Annotated in this window: 17 protein-coding genes; 3 read left to right on the top strand and 14 right to left on the bottom strand. The window is 43.0% G+C overall.

Annotated features, from left to right (window positions below; translation table 11 throughout):
* Nucleotides 1-54 precede the first annotated feature (54 nt).
* Together Q0C15_RS06630 and Q0C15_RS06625 are read left to right on the top strand one after the other, a co-directional pair.
* On the top strand, nucleotides 55-1,263 hold the full coding sequence (locus Q0C15_RS06630; protein ID WP_297217549.1) for a PLP-dependent aminotransferase family protein: 1,209 nt from the start codon (nucleotides 55-57) through the stop codon (nucleotides 1,261-1,263).
* Between the two features lie 66 nt (nucleotides 1,264-1,329).
* Complete coding sequence (locus Q0C15_RS06625) at nucleotides 1,330-2,316, top strand: bifunctional pantetheine-phosphate adenylyltransferase/NTP phosphatase (RefSeq protein ID WP_297217547.1); 987 nt, start codon at nucleotides 1,330-1,332, stop codon at nucleotides 2,314-2,316.
* A gap of 82 nt (nucleotides 2,317-2,398) precedes the next feature.
* On the opposite strand, the gene Q0C15_RS06620 is transcribed toward Q0C15_RS06625, so the two are convergent.
* From Q0C15_RS06620 to Q0C15_RS06565, 12 genes are all read right to left on the bottom strand, one after another.
* Complete coding sequence (locus Q0C15_RS06620) at nucleotides 2,399-3,331, bottom strand: sodium:calcium antiporter (RefSeq protein ID WP_297217545.1); 933 nt, start codon at nucleotides 3,329-3,331, stop codon at nucleotides 2,399-2,401.
* Nucleotides 3,309-3,704 (bottom strand): adenosylmethionine decarboxylase, encoded by a 396-nt coding sequence (speD, locus tag Q0C15_RS06615; RefSeq protein WP_110642219.1) that lies wholly within the window; start codon nucleotides 3,702-3,704, stop codon nucleotides 3,309-3,311. The genes Q0C15_RS06620 and speD overlap by 23 nt, the downstream gene beginning before the upstream one ends.
* Before the next feature lie 186 nt (nucleotides 3,705-3,890).
* Nucleotides 3,891-4,649: a transcriptional regulator gene (locus Q0C15_RS06610; protein ID WP_297217543.1), complete on the bottom strand. Its 759-nt coding sequence runs from the start codon at nucleotides 4,647-4,649 to the stop codon at nucleotides 3,891-3,893.
* Between the two features lie 75 nt (nucleotides 4,650-4,724).
* Complete coding sequence (locus tag Q0C15_RS06605; protein ID WP_297217541.1) at nucleotides 4,725-5,585, bottom strand: UbiA-like polyprenyltransferase; 861 nt, start codon at nucleotides 5,583-5,585, stop codon at nucleotides 4,725-4,727.
* A gap of 25 nt (nucleotides 5,586-5,610) precedes the next feature.
* The gene (locus Q0C15_RS06600; protein WP_297217539.1) at nucleotides 5,611-7,056 is read right to left on the bottom strand and encodes a menaquinone biosynthesis decarboxylase; all 1,446 of its coding nucleotides are present in this window, start codon (nucleotides 7,054-7,056) and stop codon (nucleotides 5,611-5,613) included.
* A 151-nt stretch (nucleotides 7,057-7,207) separates the two neighbouring features.
* Complete coding sequence (locus tag Q0C15_RS06595; protein WP_297217537.1) at nucleotides 7,208-8,539, bottom strand: cobyrinate a,c-diamide synthase; 1,332 nt, start codon at nucleotides 8,537-8,539, stop codon at nucleotides 7,208-7,210.
* The gene (locus tag Q0C15_RS06590; protein ID WP_297217534.1) at nucleotides 8,536-9,291 is read right to left on the bottom strand and encodes a proteasome assembly chaperone family protein; all 756 of its coding nucleotides are present in this window, start codon (nucleotides 9,289-9,291) and stop codon (nucleotides 8,536-8,538) included. The genes Q0C15_RS06595 and Q0C15_RS06590 overlap by 4 nt, the downstream gene beginning before the upstream one ends.
* Complete coding sequence (locus Q0C15_RS06585) at nucleotides 9,269-9,451, bottom strand: RNA-protein complex protein Nop10 (RefSeq protein WP_297217532.1); 183 nt, start codon at nucleotides 9,449-9,451, stop codon at nucleotides 9,269-9,271. Before Q0C15_RS06585 ends, Q0C15_RS06590 begins: the two co-directional genes overlap by 23 nt.
* Nucleotides 9,448-10,212 carry a translation initiation factor IF-2 subunit alpha gene (locus Q0C15_RS06580; RefSeq protein ID WP_297217530.1) on the bottom strand — a complete coding sequence of 255 codons (765 nt, stop codon included), beginning with the start codon at nucleotides 10,210-10,212 and terminating at the stop codon, nucleotides 9,448-9,450. The genes Q0C15_RS06585 and Q0C15_RS06580 overlap by 4 nt, the downstream gene beginning before the upstream one ends.
* Complete coding sequence (locus tag Q0C15_RS06575) at nucleotides 10,209-10,406, bottom strand: 30S ribosomal protein S27e (protein WP_297217528.1); 198 nt, start codon at nucleotides 10,404-10,406, stop codon at nucleotides 10,209-10,211. Before Q0C15_RS06575 ends, Q0C15_RS06580 begins: the two co-directional genes overlap by 4 nt.
* A gap of 2 nt (nucleotides 10,407-10,408) precedes the next feature.
* Nucleotides 10,409-10,690, bottom strand: a complete 282-nt coding sequence (locus Q0C15_RS06570; protein ID WP_110642237.1) for a 50S ribosomal protein L44e — start codon at nucleotides 10,688-10,690, stop codon at nucleotides 10,409-10,411.
* A gap of 205 nt (nucleotides 10,691-10,895) precedes the next feature.
* Nucleotides 10,896-11,183 (bottom strand): YunC family protein, encoded by a 288-nt coding sequence (locus Q0C15_RS06565; RefSeq protein WP_297217525.1) that lies wholly within the window; start codon nucleotides 11,181-11,183, stop codon nucleotides 10,896-10,898.
* 162 nt (nucleotides 11,184-11,345) lie between these two features.
* Here Q0C15_RS06565 and Q0C15_RS06560 point away from each other — a divergent pair, with 162 nt between their 5' ends.
* Nucleotides 11,346-12,320 (top strand): hypothetical protein, encoded by a 975-nt coding sequence (locus Q0C15_RS06560; RefSeq protein WP_297217523.1) that lies wholly within the window; start codon nucleotides 11,346-11,348, stop codon nucleotides 12,318-12,320.
* Nucleotides 12,321-12,875: 555 nt separating this feature from the next.
* On the opposite strand, the gene Q0C15_RS06555 is transcribed toward Q0C15_RS06560, so the two are convergent.
* A complete protein-coding gene (locus Q0C15_RS06555) occupies nucleotides 12,876-13,688 on the bottom strand; it encodes a carbon-nitrogen hydrolase family protein (protein ID WP_297217522.1) in 813 nt (270 codons plus the stop codon).
* Nucleotides 13,689-14,222: 534 nt separating this feature from the next.
* A complete protein-coding gene (locus Q0C15_RS06550) occupies nucleotides 14,223-14,642 on the bottom strand; it encodes a hypothetical protein (protein ID WP_297217520.1) in 420 nt (139 codons plus the stop codon).
* Between the last annotated feature and the right edge of the window lie 6 nt (nucleotides 14,643-14,648).

Below are 14,648 nucleotides of genomic sequence, written 5' to 3'. Positions count from 1 at the left end.
CTCTGTTAAATAATGGCACTATAATTTTATATATTTACATGATATTTAATAATCATGGAATTTAGATTTTCTGACATATTTCAGTATATAAAGCCCTCGGAGATAAGATCATTATTGAAATACACGTCTGACCCTGAACTTATTTCTTTCGGCGGTGGAATGCCAAATCCAGAATCATTTCCGCTGAAAGAGATGAAGGAGATCCTAAATGATGTTATAGAAAACTACGGAAAGAAGGCCCTACAGTATGGGACAACGGAGGGCCTGGATCCGCTCAGGGATGAATTGGCTAAATATGTTGAGAAGACTGAAGGAATAAGGGCAAAGAGAGAGGAGATCATACTCACCACGGGATCGCAGCAGGCCCTGTATGCCATAGGTAAAATATTCGTGAACCCTGGTGAAACCGTAATCACGGAGGGCCCGACATATGTTGGGGCAATATCAGCGTTCAATTCGAACAAGGCAAACATGATCGCCGTTGATCTTGACGATAATGGCATGAACATCGAATTGCTTGAAGAGAAGATAACGAATCTTATGGCTAACGGAATGAAACCAAAATTCATCTATGTAATACCGACTTTTCAGAACCCGGCCGGTACAACTATGATACTCGAAAGGAGAAAGAGGCTTCTTGAGATCTCCAAGAGGTATCAGATACCCATCGTCGAGGATAATCCGTATGGCCAGCTGAGATACGATGGTGAACCTGTACCATCCATAAAGAGTATGGATGATGATGGCAACGTTATCTATCTCGGTACATTCTCAAAGGTCATGGCGCCTGGCCTCAGACTAGGATATGTCATTGCGGACAGACAGATAATAGAGAAGATAAATCTGGTCAAGCAGGGTCTTGATCTGGCTTCTGATTCCCTTTCTGAATATATAGCCTATGAATATCTGAAAAGAGGAGATATATACAGGCAGATACCTAAAACCGTTAGCCTGTACAGAAAGAAGAGGGATCTCATGCTGAAATCCATAGAGGAGTATTTCCCGGAAGGAGTCAAGTACACAAAACCAAACGGTGGCATGTTCCTCTGGGTTTCCCTCGATGAGAAGATTGACACAACAAAGATGCTCGAGAGAGCCCTAAAGGCAAAGGTAGCCTATGTCAGCGGTTCCGCCTTTTATCCGCATGGGGAGAAGCATAACAGCATGAGGCTTAATTTCACTTATTCGGACGATGATCAGATCGTAGAAGGCATCAAACGCCTCGCATATGTCATAAATGAAGAGATGGAGATAGTCGAATAATATCTAAATCTCATTATTTTGCAATGTAAGCCAAATATATTTTATTGTTAAAGTCATAACGTCAGGATGATAACCGTTGTTGGGGGGACCTTCTCAAAGCTCCACAAGGGACACAAGGCACTGCTGAACACTGCAATAGATACCGGAAATGAAGTTGTGATAGGCCTCACAAGCGATGAATATGTAAAGAAAAATAAGATATATCCCGCGGTTCCGTACAGCATCAGGTACAGGGCCCTCTACAATTATATGATCAAGCGTACCAACAGATTCAGAATAAGACAGATCGACGACAGAAATGGAAATGCCCCCTATGAGAAGGATTATGAGATAATAGTTGTATCACCGGAAACATATCCCCGATCATTGAAAATAAACGAGATTCGAATCAGCAACGGCCTGCCTCCACTGAAGATAATCAGGGTGCCATATGTTCTGGCCCAGGATCTATTCCCGATAAGCTCAACAAGGATAATCAATGGTGAAATAGACGCAAATGGCAAAAGAAAGATACCCCTGAAAATAGGGATATCAACCAGAAATGAAGCGAAGATATACGCTGTAGAAAAATTTGTCAGAAGGATTGTGAAGAATTACAGCATAGTGAAGAACGAGGATTATTCGCTCAAAACACAGCAGCCATTCGGGGAGGATACGATGGAACTTGCAACCCAGCGCGCCATGGCCTCCCTTAAGGATAACGATTATTCGGTAGGTATTGAGTCTGGGATAATATATGAAAAATTCTCAAAGAGATACTTTGACGTCCATTACTGCGTCATTATAGATCGCTTTGGAAACGTTACCAGGGGCATGAGCAGCGGATTTGAGATTCCAGATCACATCGTCGACAGGATGAAACGAGATATGACGTTCTCTGAGGCTTATTCCAAATACTTCAATCTGGAAGAAATCGATCAGGCAGAAGGTATAATTGGAAAGCTATCCGGTGATAGATTGAAGAGGATAACGCTCATGGACGAAGCCATAAGGAACGCCTTCATACCTCGGCTTGATCCTGACTTCTACGATTCCACGTACACGCCACCCTGATCCAGTTGATCAACTCATCATCGTTCCGTCGAATACAGTTCTCAATTTTATCGATACATTCTGTCAGCCTATCTGGGCTTGATCAGGATCCATTTTTTCTGTATTTTCTACCCGTGATCATGCCCACCGTGAGGACAAATGAAGACATGATCAGCATCGCCAGAAGGAGGTAAAATACCTCTCTGAAGCCTGTTGGCTCGGCCAAAGCTATGAAACCGGGTATCAGGCTCATCTTATACACCGTACTGCCTGTGAATATGCCCATGCTGACGGTCTTCCTGCCGCCCATCAGCGAAACAAGGATCATTATGATCTCTGGAAGGGATGATATAAGTCCTATACCATAGACGCTCAATGCAATTGCGCTGATTCCGGTGTATCTGGCTATCTCTATGGTGTTTCTCACCAGAACATCTGAAGATATGAATATCAGTACAAAAGCCAATATTAGCAGTACGGCTGAGTAACTTTGCTTATCTTTATCATTTGGATCCCTGTTTCCTTTGGCCTTGACAGAGACGTAGATTATGAAAGGAACAAACAGTAATGTACTCAGATACCATGGAATATAGTTATATACTATCGATAAACCAATTGAAATCACTGCTAAAGCCATTATTATCGTCATGTCGATCATGAAGGATCTCACTACCTTGAGATAGATCAGCGCAACTATGGCAGTGAAGAAGATCATTGTTATGAAATTGGAACCTTCCACAGCGCCTATTCCTATCTCCGGATGATGAAAGATCAGTGATGATACTGAAAGCGCAATCTCATCCAGAACAGACGCTAGGCCAATGAAGATCGTACCTGCATACATGTCTCCAATGCCCATTTCCCTGAACATCGGCACAGCGTTGTCAAAGAAGGTATCGCCCGAAAGCACAAGTATTAGGAGCGAGATCAGGAAAAATGATACTATCAGAAAAATGGAATGAGTATTATATAAAATTATCAGTATAGATAATACGGTGAGGGAAGAAAACAGTTCAATGGAATGCGGCCTCTTCAATCTGGTTCTCTCCCGCCTCCTCTATCATATCACCACGTATAATCTTTCTCGTGGAAATTGACGTTGGTCTTAGCTTATCAACAAGATAAGCAAAAGCATCATCTGCAGTCTTGGGATCGCCGCATGTATATATATCTAGCGTCACCAAGCCATATTCTGGCCAGGTATGAAAAGAAAGATGCGACTCTGCAAGAAGCACTATACCGCTGGCACCCCTCGGCCGGAACTGGTAATAGTCAGATGATATCTTAGTAAGCCGACCGTACTCTACAGCGCCCTCTATGATAGGAAACATGCGTTCTGTAGTAGCTATCAGTTCTGAATCCACCCCGTAGAAATCTGCAATGATATGAATTCCTACTCCCACTTCCATCGTCCTCCATACAGGTTTTCACCTCTTAGGTTAAAGGAAGAATTAATATGTTGTATTTAAATATTTTATCCGGTTGGTGCATATGTTTAAAATTTATGAATACTTATTAATTTAGTAAATCCATTGCCTGTTATTCATAATTTAAATAATATTATAGTTAAATTATAATAATGCTGTTCAAAATATTCATGAGAGTTCCAAGATATTGGCTTTAACGGGATTATAACGATTTTCGAGCTGCGGTATTTCAGCCATGGAATAGTGCAGTCGCCTCCTGGAGGTCACAACCATGACGTTTTGACCCCTCACGCATGCTTCAAACGCAGCGGCAAGAGGGGCATATTCAATATCCGGCTCGACACCCACATTCCTAAGGGCAACGTATCCAGCCTCTCCAATGGCAGCACGAAGATCGGAAGGTACCTTGGCCATGATATCCTTCAATTTTTCCTCCACCTCATCATTCAGCTCGTCCGGTATAACGACTATCGACAGCCTGCCTATATTCACGTCTATCATGCCAGACAGATCGGTTATACCAAGAAGTCCTCCAGCCTTCGCACCATTTACAGCCCTTCCCCTGGCTCCATCGCCAGAGAGATATGCATATAGATAACCGCCTTTCATTCTGAGGTAGACTGTTGATCCTGAATTTATATCTTCAGCGGCTATTGCCTCCCAGATCATAACGCTGTCCAGATCCTTTATATTGGATGTTATGAACTCCCTCATATCAGAAAGCTGCCTGTACAGGAAATCGAAGCCTTTCTTTGTTATCCTGTTTTCGTTATCTATGAAACCCTCCTTTTGCAGATTTTTGATATGATATATGACGCCCTGGAGTGTTATATCCATGTCCTTGGCTATCTCTGATGGCTTGCGTCTTCCATGATATATATTCAAAAGCACTATTATCTGATTGATCTGATCCGGTTTGGGCAGCATTCAATGCAATATATAAAGCAAACTAAAAAATTTTGTCATGATCCTCTATACATTGGTTTCCCTTTGATTACTACGTCATACCCTTATAGGATATATTATGGTAAGTATCAGAGAAAGCAGATAGATAAAGCCTATGAATGAATTGGCATTGAAAAATGATTTCCTTACAGTTTCTGGCCTCGACGGATCCAGTATGATGTGCTGGTATATGACAAGAAAGCTTATCAGGATCATCGCGGCCAGATACCAGTATGTTCGTATATAGAACAGAACCGCCCAGAACGAGATCAGCGTAACTATGTGAAATGCTACCGATATTTGCAGGCCTCGCTTCAATCCATATTTTACCATCAGCGTCTTTAGGCCATTGATCCTGTCATATTCCATATCGGGTATGACGTATATCACGTCAAAACCGGCTATCCAGAATGATGATCCTATGAATATGAGATATATTGTAGGGTCTCTTGGGAAGATTGGAAGTACTGCCAGATAGCCAGCCAGAATGCCGACGCCTATCGTGGATCCCATGTATATGTGCCTCCACGCTGTGTATCTTTTAAGCAATGGATCCGTTAGAAAGAGAAAGATGACGACGGGTGAGAGTATAAGCACAAGCCTGTTGAGCAGAAATGTTGTTAGTTCGAATATGGCTACAAATAATACGGTGAGTGCTATTGCCTCGGATTTTGACATCCTTCCTGAGACAAGCGCCCAGTCCTTCTTCCGTGGATTTATCAGATCATAGCGAAGGCCCTCTATCCTATTTATGGACATTGCGGATGCCCTAGCAGATACGGCCGCTATGAGTATAAGCAGTATCTTCAATGGGTATACGTATCTCCCGGCAGCAAGGACATAACCTGTGAATATGAATGGAAGATCGAACACAGTATGCTCCAGTTTTATGAATTCAACAATATCCTTGAAGTTCATCGATGCGCCTGCCGCATTTTGAAGATCACTGCGAGAGACCGTTCTTCCTCATAATATCGCGTACTTTGTTTTCTATCTCCTTCGGCATCTCGAGCACATCTGGCCAGCGGCGCTGGTATCCTTCATCCGCTCTCTTCTTCGTTGCATCTATGCCCATCTTGGAACCGTAATTGAATATCGGTGACGCATGATCCAGACTGTCCGTGACTGTTCCGGGTATGATGATCACGTCCCGATCCGGATCGATTCTGGTAGTCATTGCCCAGATCACCTCCTTCCTGTTATGCACATTTATGTCGTCATCAACCACCACTATTATCTTTGAAAACATCATCTGGCCCATGCCCCATAGACCAAACATAACCTTCTTTGCGTGGCCTGGATACCGCTTCTTTATGGAAACTATAACCATGTTGTGGAATACGGCCTCCTCCATGGTATTAATATCTACAACCTCTGGCATAACCATCTGTATTAGCGGCAGAAACATCCTCTCTATGGTCTTACCCATTATCACATCTTCATGCCATAACTTTCCGACTATGGTGGTTGGATAGATTCTGTCCCTACGCTCTATGATCTTCTTTATATGGAACACTGGAAACTGTTCTTCAAGGGAATAATAACCGGTATGATCCCCGAATGGCCCCTCTATTCTGGTTTCTGCCGGATCTATATAACCTTCGAGCACTATTTCAAAGTTTCTTGGATATTCAACATTGACCGTCTTCCCCTTGACAAGATCGAAGCGCTTTTTTGACACAAGACCCCGGAACATGAATTCATCAATGCCGTTCGGAAGGGGGGCTACAGCTGAGAACACCGTCAGGGGATCCGATCCTATGACCACCGCAACATCCATTATCTCGTGCTTCTCAGCCTCCTTCTGGAAATTCTCTGAGCCTCCCTTATGTATGTGCCAGTGCATACCAGTGGTCTCAGCATCGTACACCTGCATCCTGTACATTCCCATGTTCCTCACTCCCGTCTCCGGATCCTTGGTTATAACCAGAGGCAGCGTTATGAATCTTCCGGCATCTTGAGGCCATGTCCTGCATATTGGATAGCGAAACAGATCCACCCTGTCTAGCTCATCATAATTGGACGGAAGGCTGTTTGTTATCTTTGGCCTCAGACCACCTAGCTCCCTCATCATCTCTATACCCTTCCCTATGAAGCTTTCGCTGTCACCTGGCGGCTGAGCGATCTCCACTATCCTGCGGCCGATCTGATATGGGTCGTCGCCCAGAATAGTTTTCATCTTATCGTAGGTCGAAAAAAGATTTCCAACTGCAGGAACTTCGCTTCCCTTAACTTTGTTGAACTGTAATGTGCGACCACGCCCTGTCCTTTCCTCTTCACTCAGCATGTATGTGAGCTCAAGATCCGGATCAACCTGATCATTCACCATTATGAGATCGTTCTTCTTTGCGAGAAAATCCAAGTATTCATGCAGATCATCGAACAGCATAGTAGCTCATGCCAACCTGTATTAAGAAATTTAGCAATTCAAAACGTAGCAAATTTGTCTTAATGACTCACCACAGGCTGTTCCCGAAATCCAGACAGATCAGACTCATATAGTTTAGTCCGTCAAAGGTACAAGCGATTGGGATGTGCGCCTAAGAAGACAGAAGATTTTCTGCAACCCCTGGGTTGGACAGAAAATGGATATGTGCGTATGTTGCTGTTACTTTTCCTTCTGAATATCCGTCTTCAGAGCTACTGTATCTACTGCGAAACGCAAATGGATGATCATACGAAACATCAAACCTTATCCTTGACTTATGAAATTCATGGCCTCGTGCACTTTCTCCGGCCCTCAGTATACCGGTATCTCGTTTGGCCAGTATCTCTCTGTACCCTATCACGAGCTTATCGCTCATATAGACGTATGCAGGTATTATGCCAGCACCTCTGTATACATGACCAGAGGTGTCCTGAAGCGATCTGCAAAGGTACATGTATCCGCCACACTCAGCATATATCCGCGTACCGCTGGATACTGCAGATTGAATTGCATCAGCGGTATCCTTAGCTCTTTCAAGATCGCCAGCAAATACCTCCGGATAGCCACCACCCAGATATATCAGGTCACTGTCAGCTTCTGGAACTTCGTTTGCGATCGGTGAAAAATAATGCAAGGAAGCTCCCATCTTCCTAAATATCCTGAAGTTCTCTTCATAATAGAAATCAAAGGCGCTATCCATGGCCACTGAAATCTTCGCTGGTCCGTAGCTGTTTACTTCCGGCCTGTATGAGGAACTTATTTCTCCAGCAGACATCGCTATCTCCATGAGTCTTTCTGTATCGATATTAGAACTGTTTTCTATGGCCTCAAGAACTTCATTAATTTTTTCGATCTCACTGGCCTGAACCAGGCCTAGGTGCCGGCTCTCCAGAATCGCCTTCTCATCACGTATGAGATACCCAATGACCGGCACGCCTGTCTTTTCCTCTATGGCCTTTCTTATCAGGTTGAAGTGGGATTCACCAGATACCTTTGCTATGATGACACCACGCAGCAGATCACCTGCGTAGTCCTTCACTCCTGCCACCATTGCTGCTCCAGTTCCGGCGATGCCGTAGCCGTCTATTACCAGCAGTATCGGCGTTCTTGTCCTGGTGGCCAGATCATAGGTGCTGCCAGAAAAATCAGATCCAAAACCATCGAAGATACCCATAACCCCTTCGATGATAGAAACGTCAAATCCTTTCGAAGCTTCGTTAAGAAGATATACTATCTGATCATCATTCATCATCCAGAGATCAAGGTTCTCGCTGGGGACACCGGCCGCGATCCTGTGGAACTGAGGATCTATATAGTCCGGGCCTATTTTGAAAGGCTTAACCTTTAATCCCCTGGATCTAAGCTTCAGTATCACGGATAGGGTTGTCGTAGTCTTTCCTGATCCGCTACTGAGTCCGGCTATGATCAATCTAGGCCTATTCATCCGAAGTATCCCAGATCTTCCTTATTCTGTTTATTCTGAAACTCCTCCTGCATCTTGCCTGTGATCTGCTCAATCTGCCTGCTCCTGTTCTCTATATCGCTCATATCAAGCTTTATGCCCAGCTGCTTCTGAAGTACGTTAAGTACCTCCATCGCACTCTTTGGGTCTGCAAAATAGCCGGAAGTCTCGCCCATCAGACAGGCACCCTCAAATTTGAACATCTCCATGCCCAGACCGAGTATAAGACCGGCAGAACCAACTATGCCTCCTCCAGGCTCGCCCTTTGGGAAAACTACACCGTTCTTTTCTAGTTCCTTGACAAGTTCTTTATCTGTAACCGCACCAAGCACTCTGGGCTTGTCTATCATCTTTCCTATACTGTATCCTCCCAGAGTATATATCATGGATACGCCTATCTCCTTAGCAATTTGGAGAACCTGATAGGAAAGCTCGTACTGGGCCTCCTGAGTCGTACCCTGAAAATCGCCAGCGAGCACAACAAGATCATGCTTGCCCCTCATTTTCTTATAATAGATCGAGTTCCTGACGAGATGGATGACACTATCATCATTGATGAAAACTTGAGGCGGCAGATACTGGGAAAATATATCATACATCTTGGTCATGTTGAGCTTCTCCACCATATAGTCAGCTGCTATTTTTCCCACATTTCCAATGCCTGGAAGTCCACCAACCAGCACTGGCGATTTGAGCTTAACATCCTTATATTTAATCACAACTATTTTCTCCATCCATCTCACCTTTCAATTCTTCAATTCTGTACTTCTTGAACCTGTCAACAGGAGAATAACGCGGCGGAACTGCCATGTATGTTTCCGATCCGCATTTAGGGCATCTTTCCTCAAGCGTGTAAGTATGGCATTTTGGGCATTTCCTGATCAGAGACTTCATTGTTTATTGAACTCCACGTCCACTTGTAGTTTCTTAGCCTTATCGTTAACTATCTGCACCACTTTTTTCAGCGTTTCCTCGGCCTTCTTGTAATCCTTGTCCTTCACCACTACACGATACCTCGGCGCTCCTACGTATTCAAGCTCGACCTTACCCGTATCTTCAGGTATGGTCAGAACCTCCTTTATCCTTTCAACGCCATCCGATGCAAGAGAATAAACTTCGAAATATCCAGAAACAGAGACTTCTGGTATCGTTATATTTTCCTTTGCTATCTCTATAAAAACGCTTTTCCAATCTCCATCAATATCCGGAAGCCATTCGCCATTGGATTGAGCAGCATTTTCAAACGCAGCAAATAAGGTCCCGAACAGCTCAACCAGTCTTTTACCGAACTGTTCCTTACATTCGTCTGTGCTCTTATTTAACTTATTGCACACGATCTCAAACAACTTATCGGCCTTTTGTTCGTTTTTCCATTCAGCTATCTTCTCTCTGCTCTGGTGCTGATTCACCCTTTTAAGTGAAAGATCCACCACCTTCCTATCTGGATTAACTCCGATCACTTTGCATACGACTCTCTGGCCTTCACGTAGGTAGCTCCTTATATGCTTAACCCAACCAGTGGCGACCTCGGATATATGGATGTACCCTTCAACGCCTGGGTACTCCTCAAGGACTCCATTAGCACCGAAGTTCTTTACCTCGGTTATTTTGACCACGACAAGATCTCCGTTGTCCGGAAGTGGCTTTATATTCATAATACCTCTACTACCTCGCCTGATGTGGCAAGTATTCCTCCAGTGGGTTTAGCGATTGTTGCTCCGCATATGTTGCAGGTTACCACTGACGATGGTCTTGCAAATACCACCTGAACGTTCCCGCAATCCTTGCATTTTATTTTGACGAAGTGCCCATTCACATTCTTGGGCTTCACAAATTTTGTCTCTGCCATCTTCACGCCTCCACAATCTCAAACTTCTTGGCTCTTATTCCTGGCGGTGTCACGGCTTTATGGCATTCATCGCAGACGAGCCTCAATGCTACTCTCTTTGTCGGCTTCTCCCTCCCTTCGAATTTTGGTCTAGGGAAACCTCCATAACCGGATGTGACTCTTCTAAATCTCCTCTGTCCGGCCTTTAGTTCGCTCGCCTTTCTTTTTCTTACCCTCTCTACAGAATGGCTTGTGTGCTTCTTGCAGTATGGGCAGTACGTCATTATCTTCTTTGGCATCTTCAAATAGATTCACCTTGATGTGCAAGTATTTCAATCTATTATTTTTACCTTTTCGCCCTTGAATGAAATAGCAATCTTCCGATCAGATGCGGAATTATTCGGCCGAACACTATGAAATATCATCTCATAGGCTTATCATGGAATGAAAAAGGAAATCATATTCAGTATCTATTTCCTAAGAAATAAAAATGAGTAAAGTTATGGATGTTCACAATCTGTCTATGACTGATTTCAGCTGGTCTCCCTGCTTTATTCCAAGCTTCTGGGCCTCAATTGAAGCGTCTGCTATCTTTGCCGATAACATATCATCCAGGGTCTTCACACCTGTCACGCGTACTGCTATATCTCCAACTTTATTCGCAGTTTCAATATTCAGATAGCCACACATCGCATAGCCCTTTTTGCCTTTAAGAAATAAAAGGGGGGCGTTTCCAAGATCACTTTTAAAGAACTGAAATATCCTGCCGTCGATCTCAACAGAATCTATCTGCATCATGATTTGTGCATCGGAGGCTTCGATAAATTACTTTCTAATTCGCAGATACATAATGGATCGAGCGATACGGTCAAACCCGTAATATCAAGCCTATCGGCTCAAGAATGAAGCACTTTAGTTTGATCATCCTAAAATTTCTATACAACAACAATATTAATGCAAATGATAGATATGGTTCTTCAGGATGTTGACGGTATATTCGATTCGCAAGCGGTTCTGGCTGGGCGTTTTCAGAATGATCTTACGGTTATAAATGAAAAATATGATCTTTTCTACCTCATGCTGCCGACTATAAATGAAAAGAAGATCGTATCATTTTACATATTTCTGCAAGATGAACAGATCCCAGATAGACATAGAGAAGAGATAGAATCTGTGCTCTATAAATTCAACCCTGTCATAAAAAATGGCGTATGGAAGATATATCTGGATACCCAGAGTTTCAAGCTTAGTGAACCATTTACCACATTCTTTGATATAGATAGTATTGTATTTGATATGGCGTCTATGAAAGGCGGAGAGATGCTGCTGCCAGTGAGGTTCATCTCCAAGGACAAGGATAAGCTTGTAAATTCCATCATAGACTCGGCAGGGTATGGTGAAAATATATATCTAAGATACATAGGCCCAAACAGAGGATTTGATTATTCTTTCACTGCAATAAAACTACTTGATCAGGTCTATAAACTCACACTGGAAATAGATAACCCACAGGTTATGCACGGAATATATGCAGAAGCCAAGAAGAATATAGCCTGGAGAAGAGAATCGAAGATACCACACAAAGATAATACAGAGGACTATATCTACGCGCTGGATGATACGCATACAATACCAGATATACTCATAGATACGGCGTATACTGGTGAAAAGGGAACAGTGTACATAGGGAAATACTCCAACTATGACATATACAGGGCATTTTTCGGCGATTCTTTGACGAATCACATGAGTAGCGTAATGATCGCTGAAAATGTTTATTACCTAAGAAGATGGTCCAAATTCGAGGATGGAAAGTTAATGCTCTATTTCTACACCACAGTAGAGTTCCTGAGACTCATACCGGTCATACTTAACGATACTAGGAAGAATTTTCCGAAGGTAAATATGAAAATCGAAGAGATACTTGCCATATGACGTTCTTTAGCTGAAATATATGAATTTGATGAGGGAGTGAATCTCAGCAAGATCGGTGGTGATGTGCACCGAATTCTATGATGCAGGGCTATGTGGATATAACCTGCATATTGAGAATCCTAGTGAGCTGCTCCTAAGCTAAAGCATCGGATCTTCCTTACAGCGAAGAGACATCTGCCTTTCCGGACATCCAGACAAGCCATAAATCGTGATATCCACAGGCGTATATTCGGATCTCAACGATTTTATTCAAGTATCATACCACTTGGTTATCGTGGATGATATATAAAAAATTCGCAAGGTTATTAATAAATTTTTCTATTGATGTAAATCCGTGTATCTCACGTCCGAAGAGGGAGTTTTACTGCCTCTCTCAAACTCCTAATCCCTATAAAAATTCGAGATCTCAAAATGAAGATATATCACAGCATATGTCCAATATCTTGATTTCATTAGCTACAATAGAAGAAAACACGTAAACATGTCATTCTGAACGATGAGAATGAATATGGTATTTATGATCTGACTCTTATATGGAGCTTCAGGCTTTCTAGATCATATCATTTTGAAGGCGTCAACGTCCAGTACATCATAAATGTCAGTGCGACGGTGCCTGATGACAGGGACCTCATCACGGTATTTGTCTATCAAGCTGAAATCTATATCCATAGTAACAACTCCTTCTTCCATTCCCATTTCAGCCAGAATGTCGCCGTATGGCGATATGACCATTGAGTGACCAGTAAACCTTTCGCCCGTCTGTGCTGCACCAACCACAAAGACGCCATTCTCCATTGCCCTTGTCTTCAGAAGAGTCTTCCACTGATCATACTTTCGTTCGCCCGCGAACCAACCTGCCTGATAGATTATGATCTTTGCGCCATTTAGTGCAAGAATCCTGGCTGGCTCAGGAAATCTTAAGTCGTAGCATATCTGGACACCAATTGGGTCGCCAGATCCATTGAATATCCTTGGCGGCATATCCCCCTTCTCAAACACATTGCTTTCTCTGAAATTGAAGGCATCAAATAGGTGCAATTTCCTGTATTTTAATATCAGACCGAGTTCGTCTATATAGATCGCGCTATTGAATGGCTTAAGGTTGAAATAGTTCTTTTCTGGAATGTTGACCAGTATCTTCTGATTTTCTCTCTGTGCGGTTTCTATCATGCTTTTTATAAAACTTCCATCTATAGATTCAGATACATGAGTCATATCCTCTTTACTTTCGAATGTGGGCACATAAAGCTGATATTCCGGAAATACGACCAATTCTGATCCCTTTGCCCTTTCCAGCAGCCTGTAAGTGGCCTCTACGTTTTCTTCCTTATTGGAAGTAGATCCCATTTGTACTATAGCAATTTTCATATCAACACCCGCTAATTGTTCGATCTATTGATCGACTGGACTTCAAACTTCCGATTAGATGATGGATATCGAAACACGGGAACATATTCCATTACTAATGTGCGATCTTCCAAGATGTATGTTCCAACAAATCCTGCCATTCTCCATCGATCGAGATACCCCCGCATCTCCTTGCATACTTTTTCCGAGCCTCGGAGCATTCCAGGTGAAACGCAAAGAGCCCTATGTGAGCTACTCCTCAGCTAAAGCATCGGAGCTTCCTGCTTCAACGACCGACATCTGCCTTTCCGGACATCCAAGACGAGCCCGAAGTAGCGATCTCCACAGGCGTATATTCAGATCGTACAGATTTTACTTAAGTATCATCCACTTGGTTATCGTGGAGGATACAAAAAATATAGGAAGACCATTTATGAATATTTACATTGAGGGAAGTCCGTGTATCGCATGTCCGAAGAGAGCTTTACTGCTTCCCCCAAACCCTTAACTTTTCTATAAATAGGAAGATTCTATTTCTTTACCGATCTGGGCGGTTCAGTTGATCCATAGCTGACCTCTAATGAATGGAGATCCAATGAAGTGTCCCCTTATTATACCGATATGTATGACTGGAAAGAGGAACACCCCAAGCAGCAGCGAGATTATCACGGCTATAAATATGGCGATTATGGCGAGCGAGAGAGCATCGATCCATCCTATGCTATAAACCTCTTTAAATACCCAAAGAGATCCTATAAAACCGAATATGACGCCTATAAAAGGAGTGAAAAGAGAAAATATGAAGAAGAATATGTAAAATATTATGAGTGAAAGCAGCGTTGCAGCCATGGCCTGCCCGAAGGTTGATCTTCTGGAAACTATCTTACCAGCTAGCCACACCGGAACTGAAGCTATGATCAGCGTCATTACTATTGCTATGACAAAGGCTATGAAATCTCCAATTATCAATAACACAAAAGC

Source organism: Thermoplasma sp. (assembly GCF_023256435.1).
Taxonomy (GTDB): domain Archaea; phylum Thermoplasmatota; class Thermoplasmata; order Thermoplasmatales; family Thermoplasmataceae; genus Thermoplasma.
This window is presented reverse-complemented; position numbering and strand designations above follow the sequence as displayed.

Excerpts from the sequence above, each read along its gene's own strand:
- speD (WP_110642219.1), bottom strand. The coding sequence starts at position 3,704 with ATGGAAGTGGGAGTAGGAATTCATATCATTGCAGATTTCTACGGGGTG.
- Q0C15_RS06630 (WP_297217549.1), top strand. The coding sequence starts at position 55 with ATGGAATTTAGATTTTCTGACATATTTCAGTATATAAAGCCCTCGGAG.
- Q0C15_RS06565 (WP_297217525.1), bottom strand. The coding sequence starts at position 11,183 with ATGATGCAGATAGATTCTGTTGAGATCGACGGCAGGATATTTCAGTTC.
- Q0C15_RS06595 (WP_297217537.1), bottom strand. The coding sequence starts at position 8,539 with ATGAATAGGCCTAGATTGATCATAGCCGGACTCAGTAGCGGATCAGGA.
- Q0C15_RS06560 (WP_297217523.1), top strand. The coding sequence starts at position 11,346 with ATGATAGATATGGTTCTTCAGGATGTTGACGGTATATTCGATTCGCAA.
- Q0C15_RS06610 (WP_297217543.1), bottom strand. The coding sequence starts at position 4,649 with ATGCTGCCCAAACCGGATCAGATCAATCAGATAATAGTGCTTTTGAAT.
- Q0C15_RS06575 (WP_297217528.1), bottom strand. The coding sequence starts at position 10,406 with ATGGCAGAGACAAAATTTGTGAAGCCCAAGAATGTGAATGGGCACTTC.
- Q0C15_RS06600 (WP_297217539.1), bottom strand. The coding sequence starts at position 7,056 with ATGCTGTTCGATGATCTGCATGAATACTTGGATTTTCTCGCAAAGAAG.
- Q0C15_RS06585 (WP_297217532.1), bottom strand. The coding sequence starts at position 9,451 with ATGAAGTCTCTGATCAGGAAATGCCCAAAATGCCATACTTACACGCTT.
- Q0C15_RS06605 (WP_297217541.1), bottom strand. The coding sequence starts at position 5,585 with ATGAACTTCAAGGATATTGTTGAATTCATAAAACTGGAGCATACTGTG.
- Q0C15_RS06555 (WP_297217522.1), bottom strand. The coding sequence starts at position 13,688 with ATGAAAATTGCTATAGTACAAATGGGATCTACTTCCAATAAGGAAGAA.
- Q0C15_RS06590 (WP_297217534.1), bottom strand. The coding sequence starts at position 9,291 with ATGGAGAAAATAGTTGTGATTAAATATAAGGATGTTAAGCTCAAATCG.
- Q0C15_RS06580 (WP_297217530.1), bottom strand. The coding sequence starts at position 10,212 with ATGAATATAAAGCCACTTCCGGACAACGGAGATCTTGTCGTGGTCAAA.
- Q0C15_RS06625 (WP_297217547.1), top strand. The coding sequence starts at position 1,330 with ATGATAACCGTTGTTGGGGGGACCTTCTCAAAGCTCCACAAGGGACAC.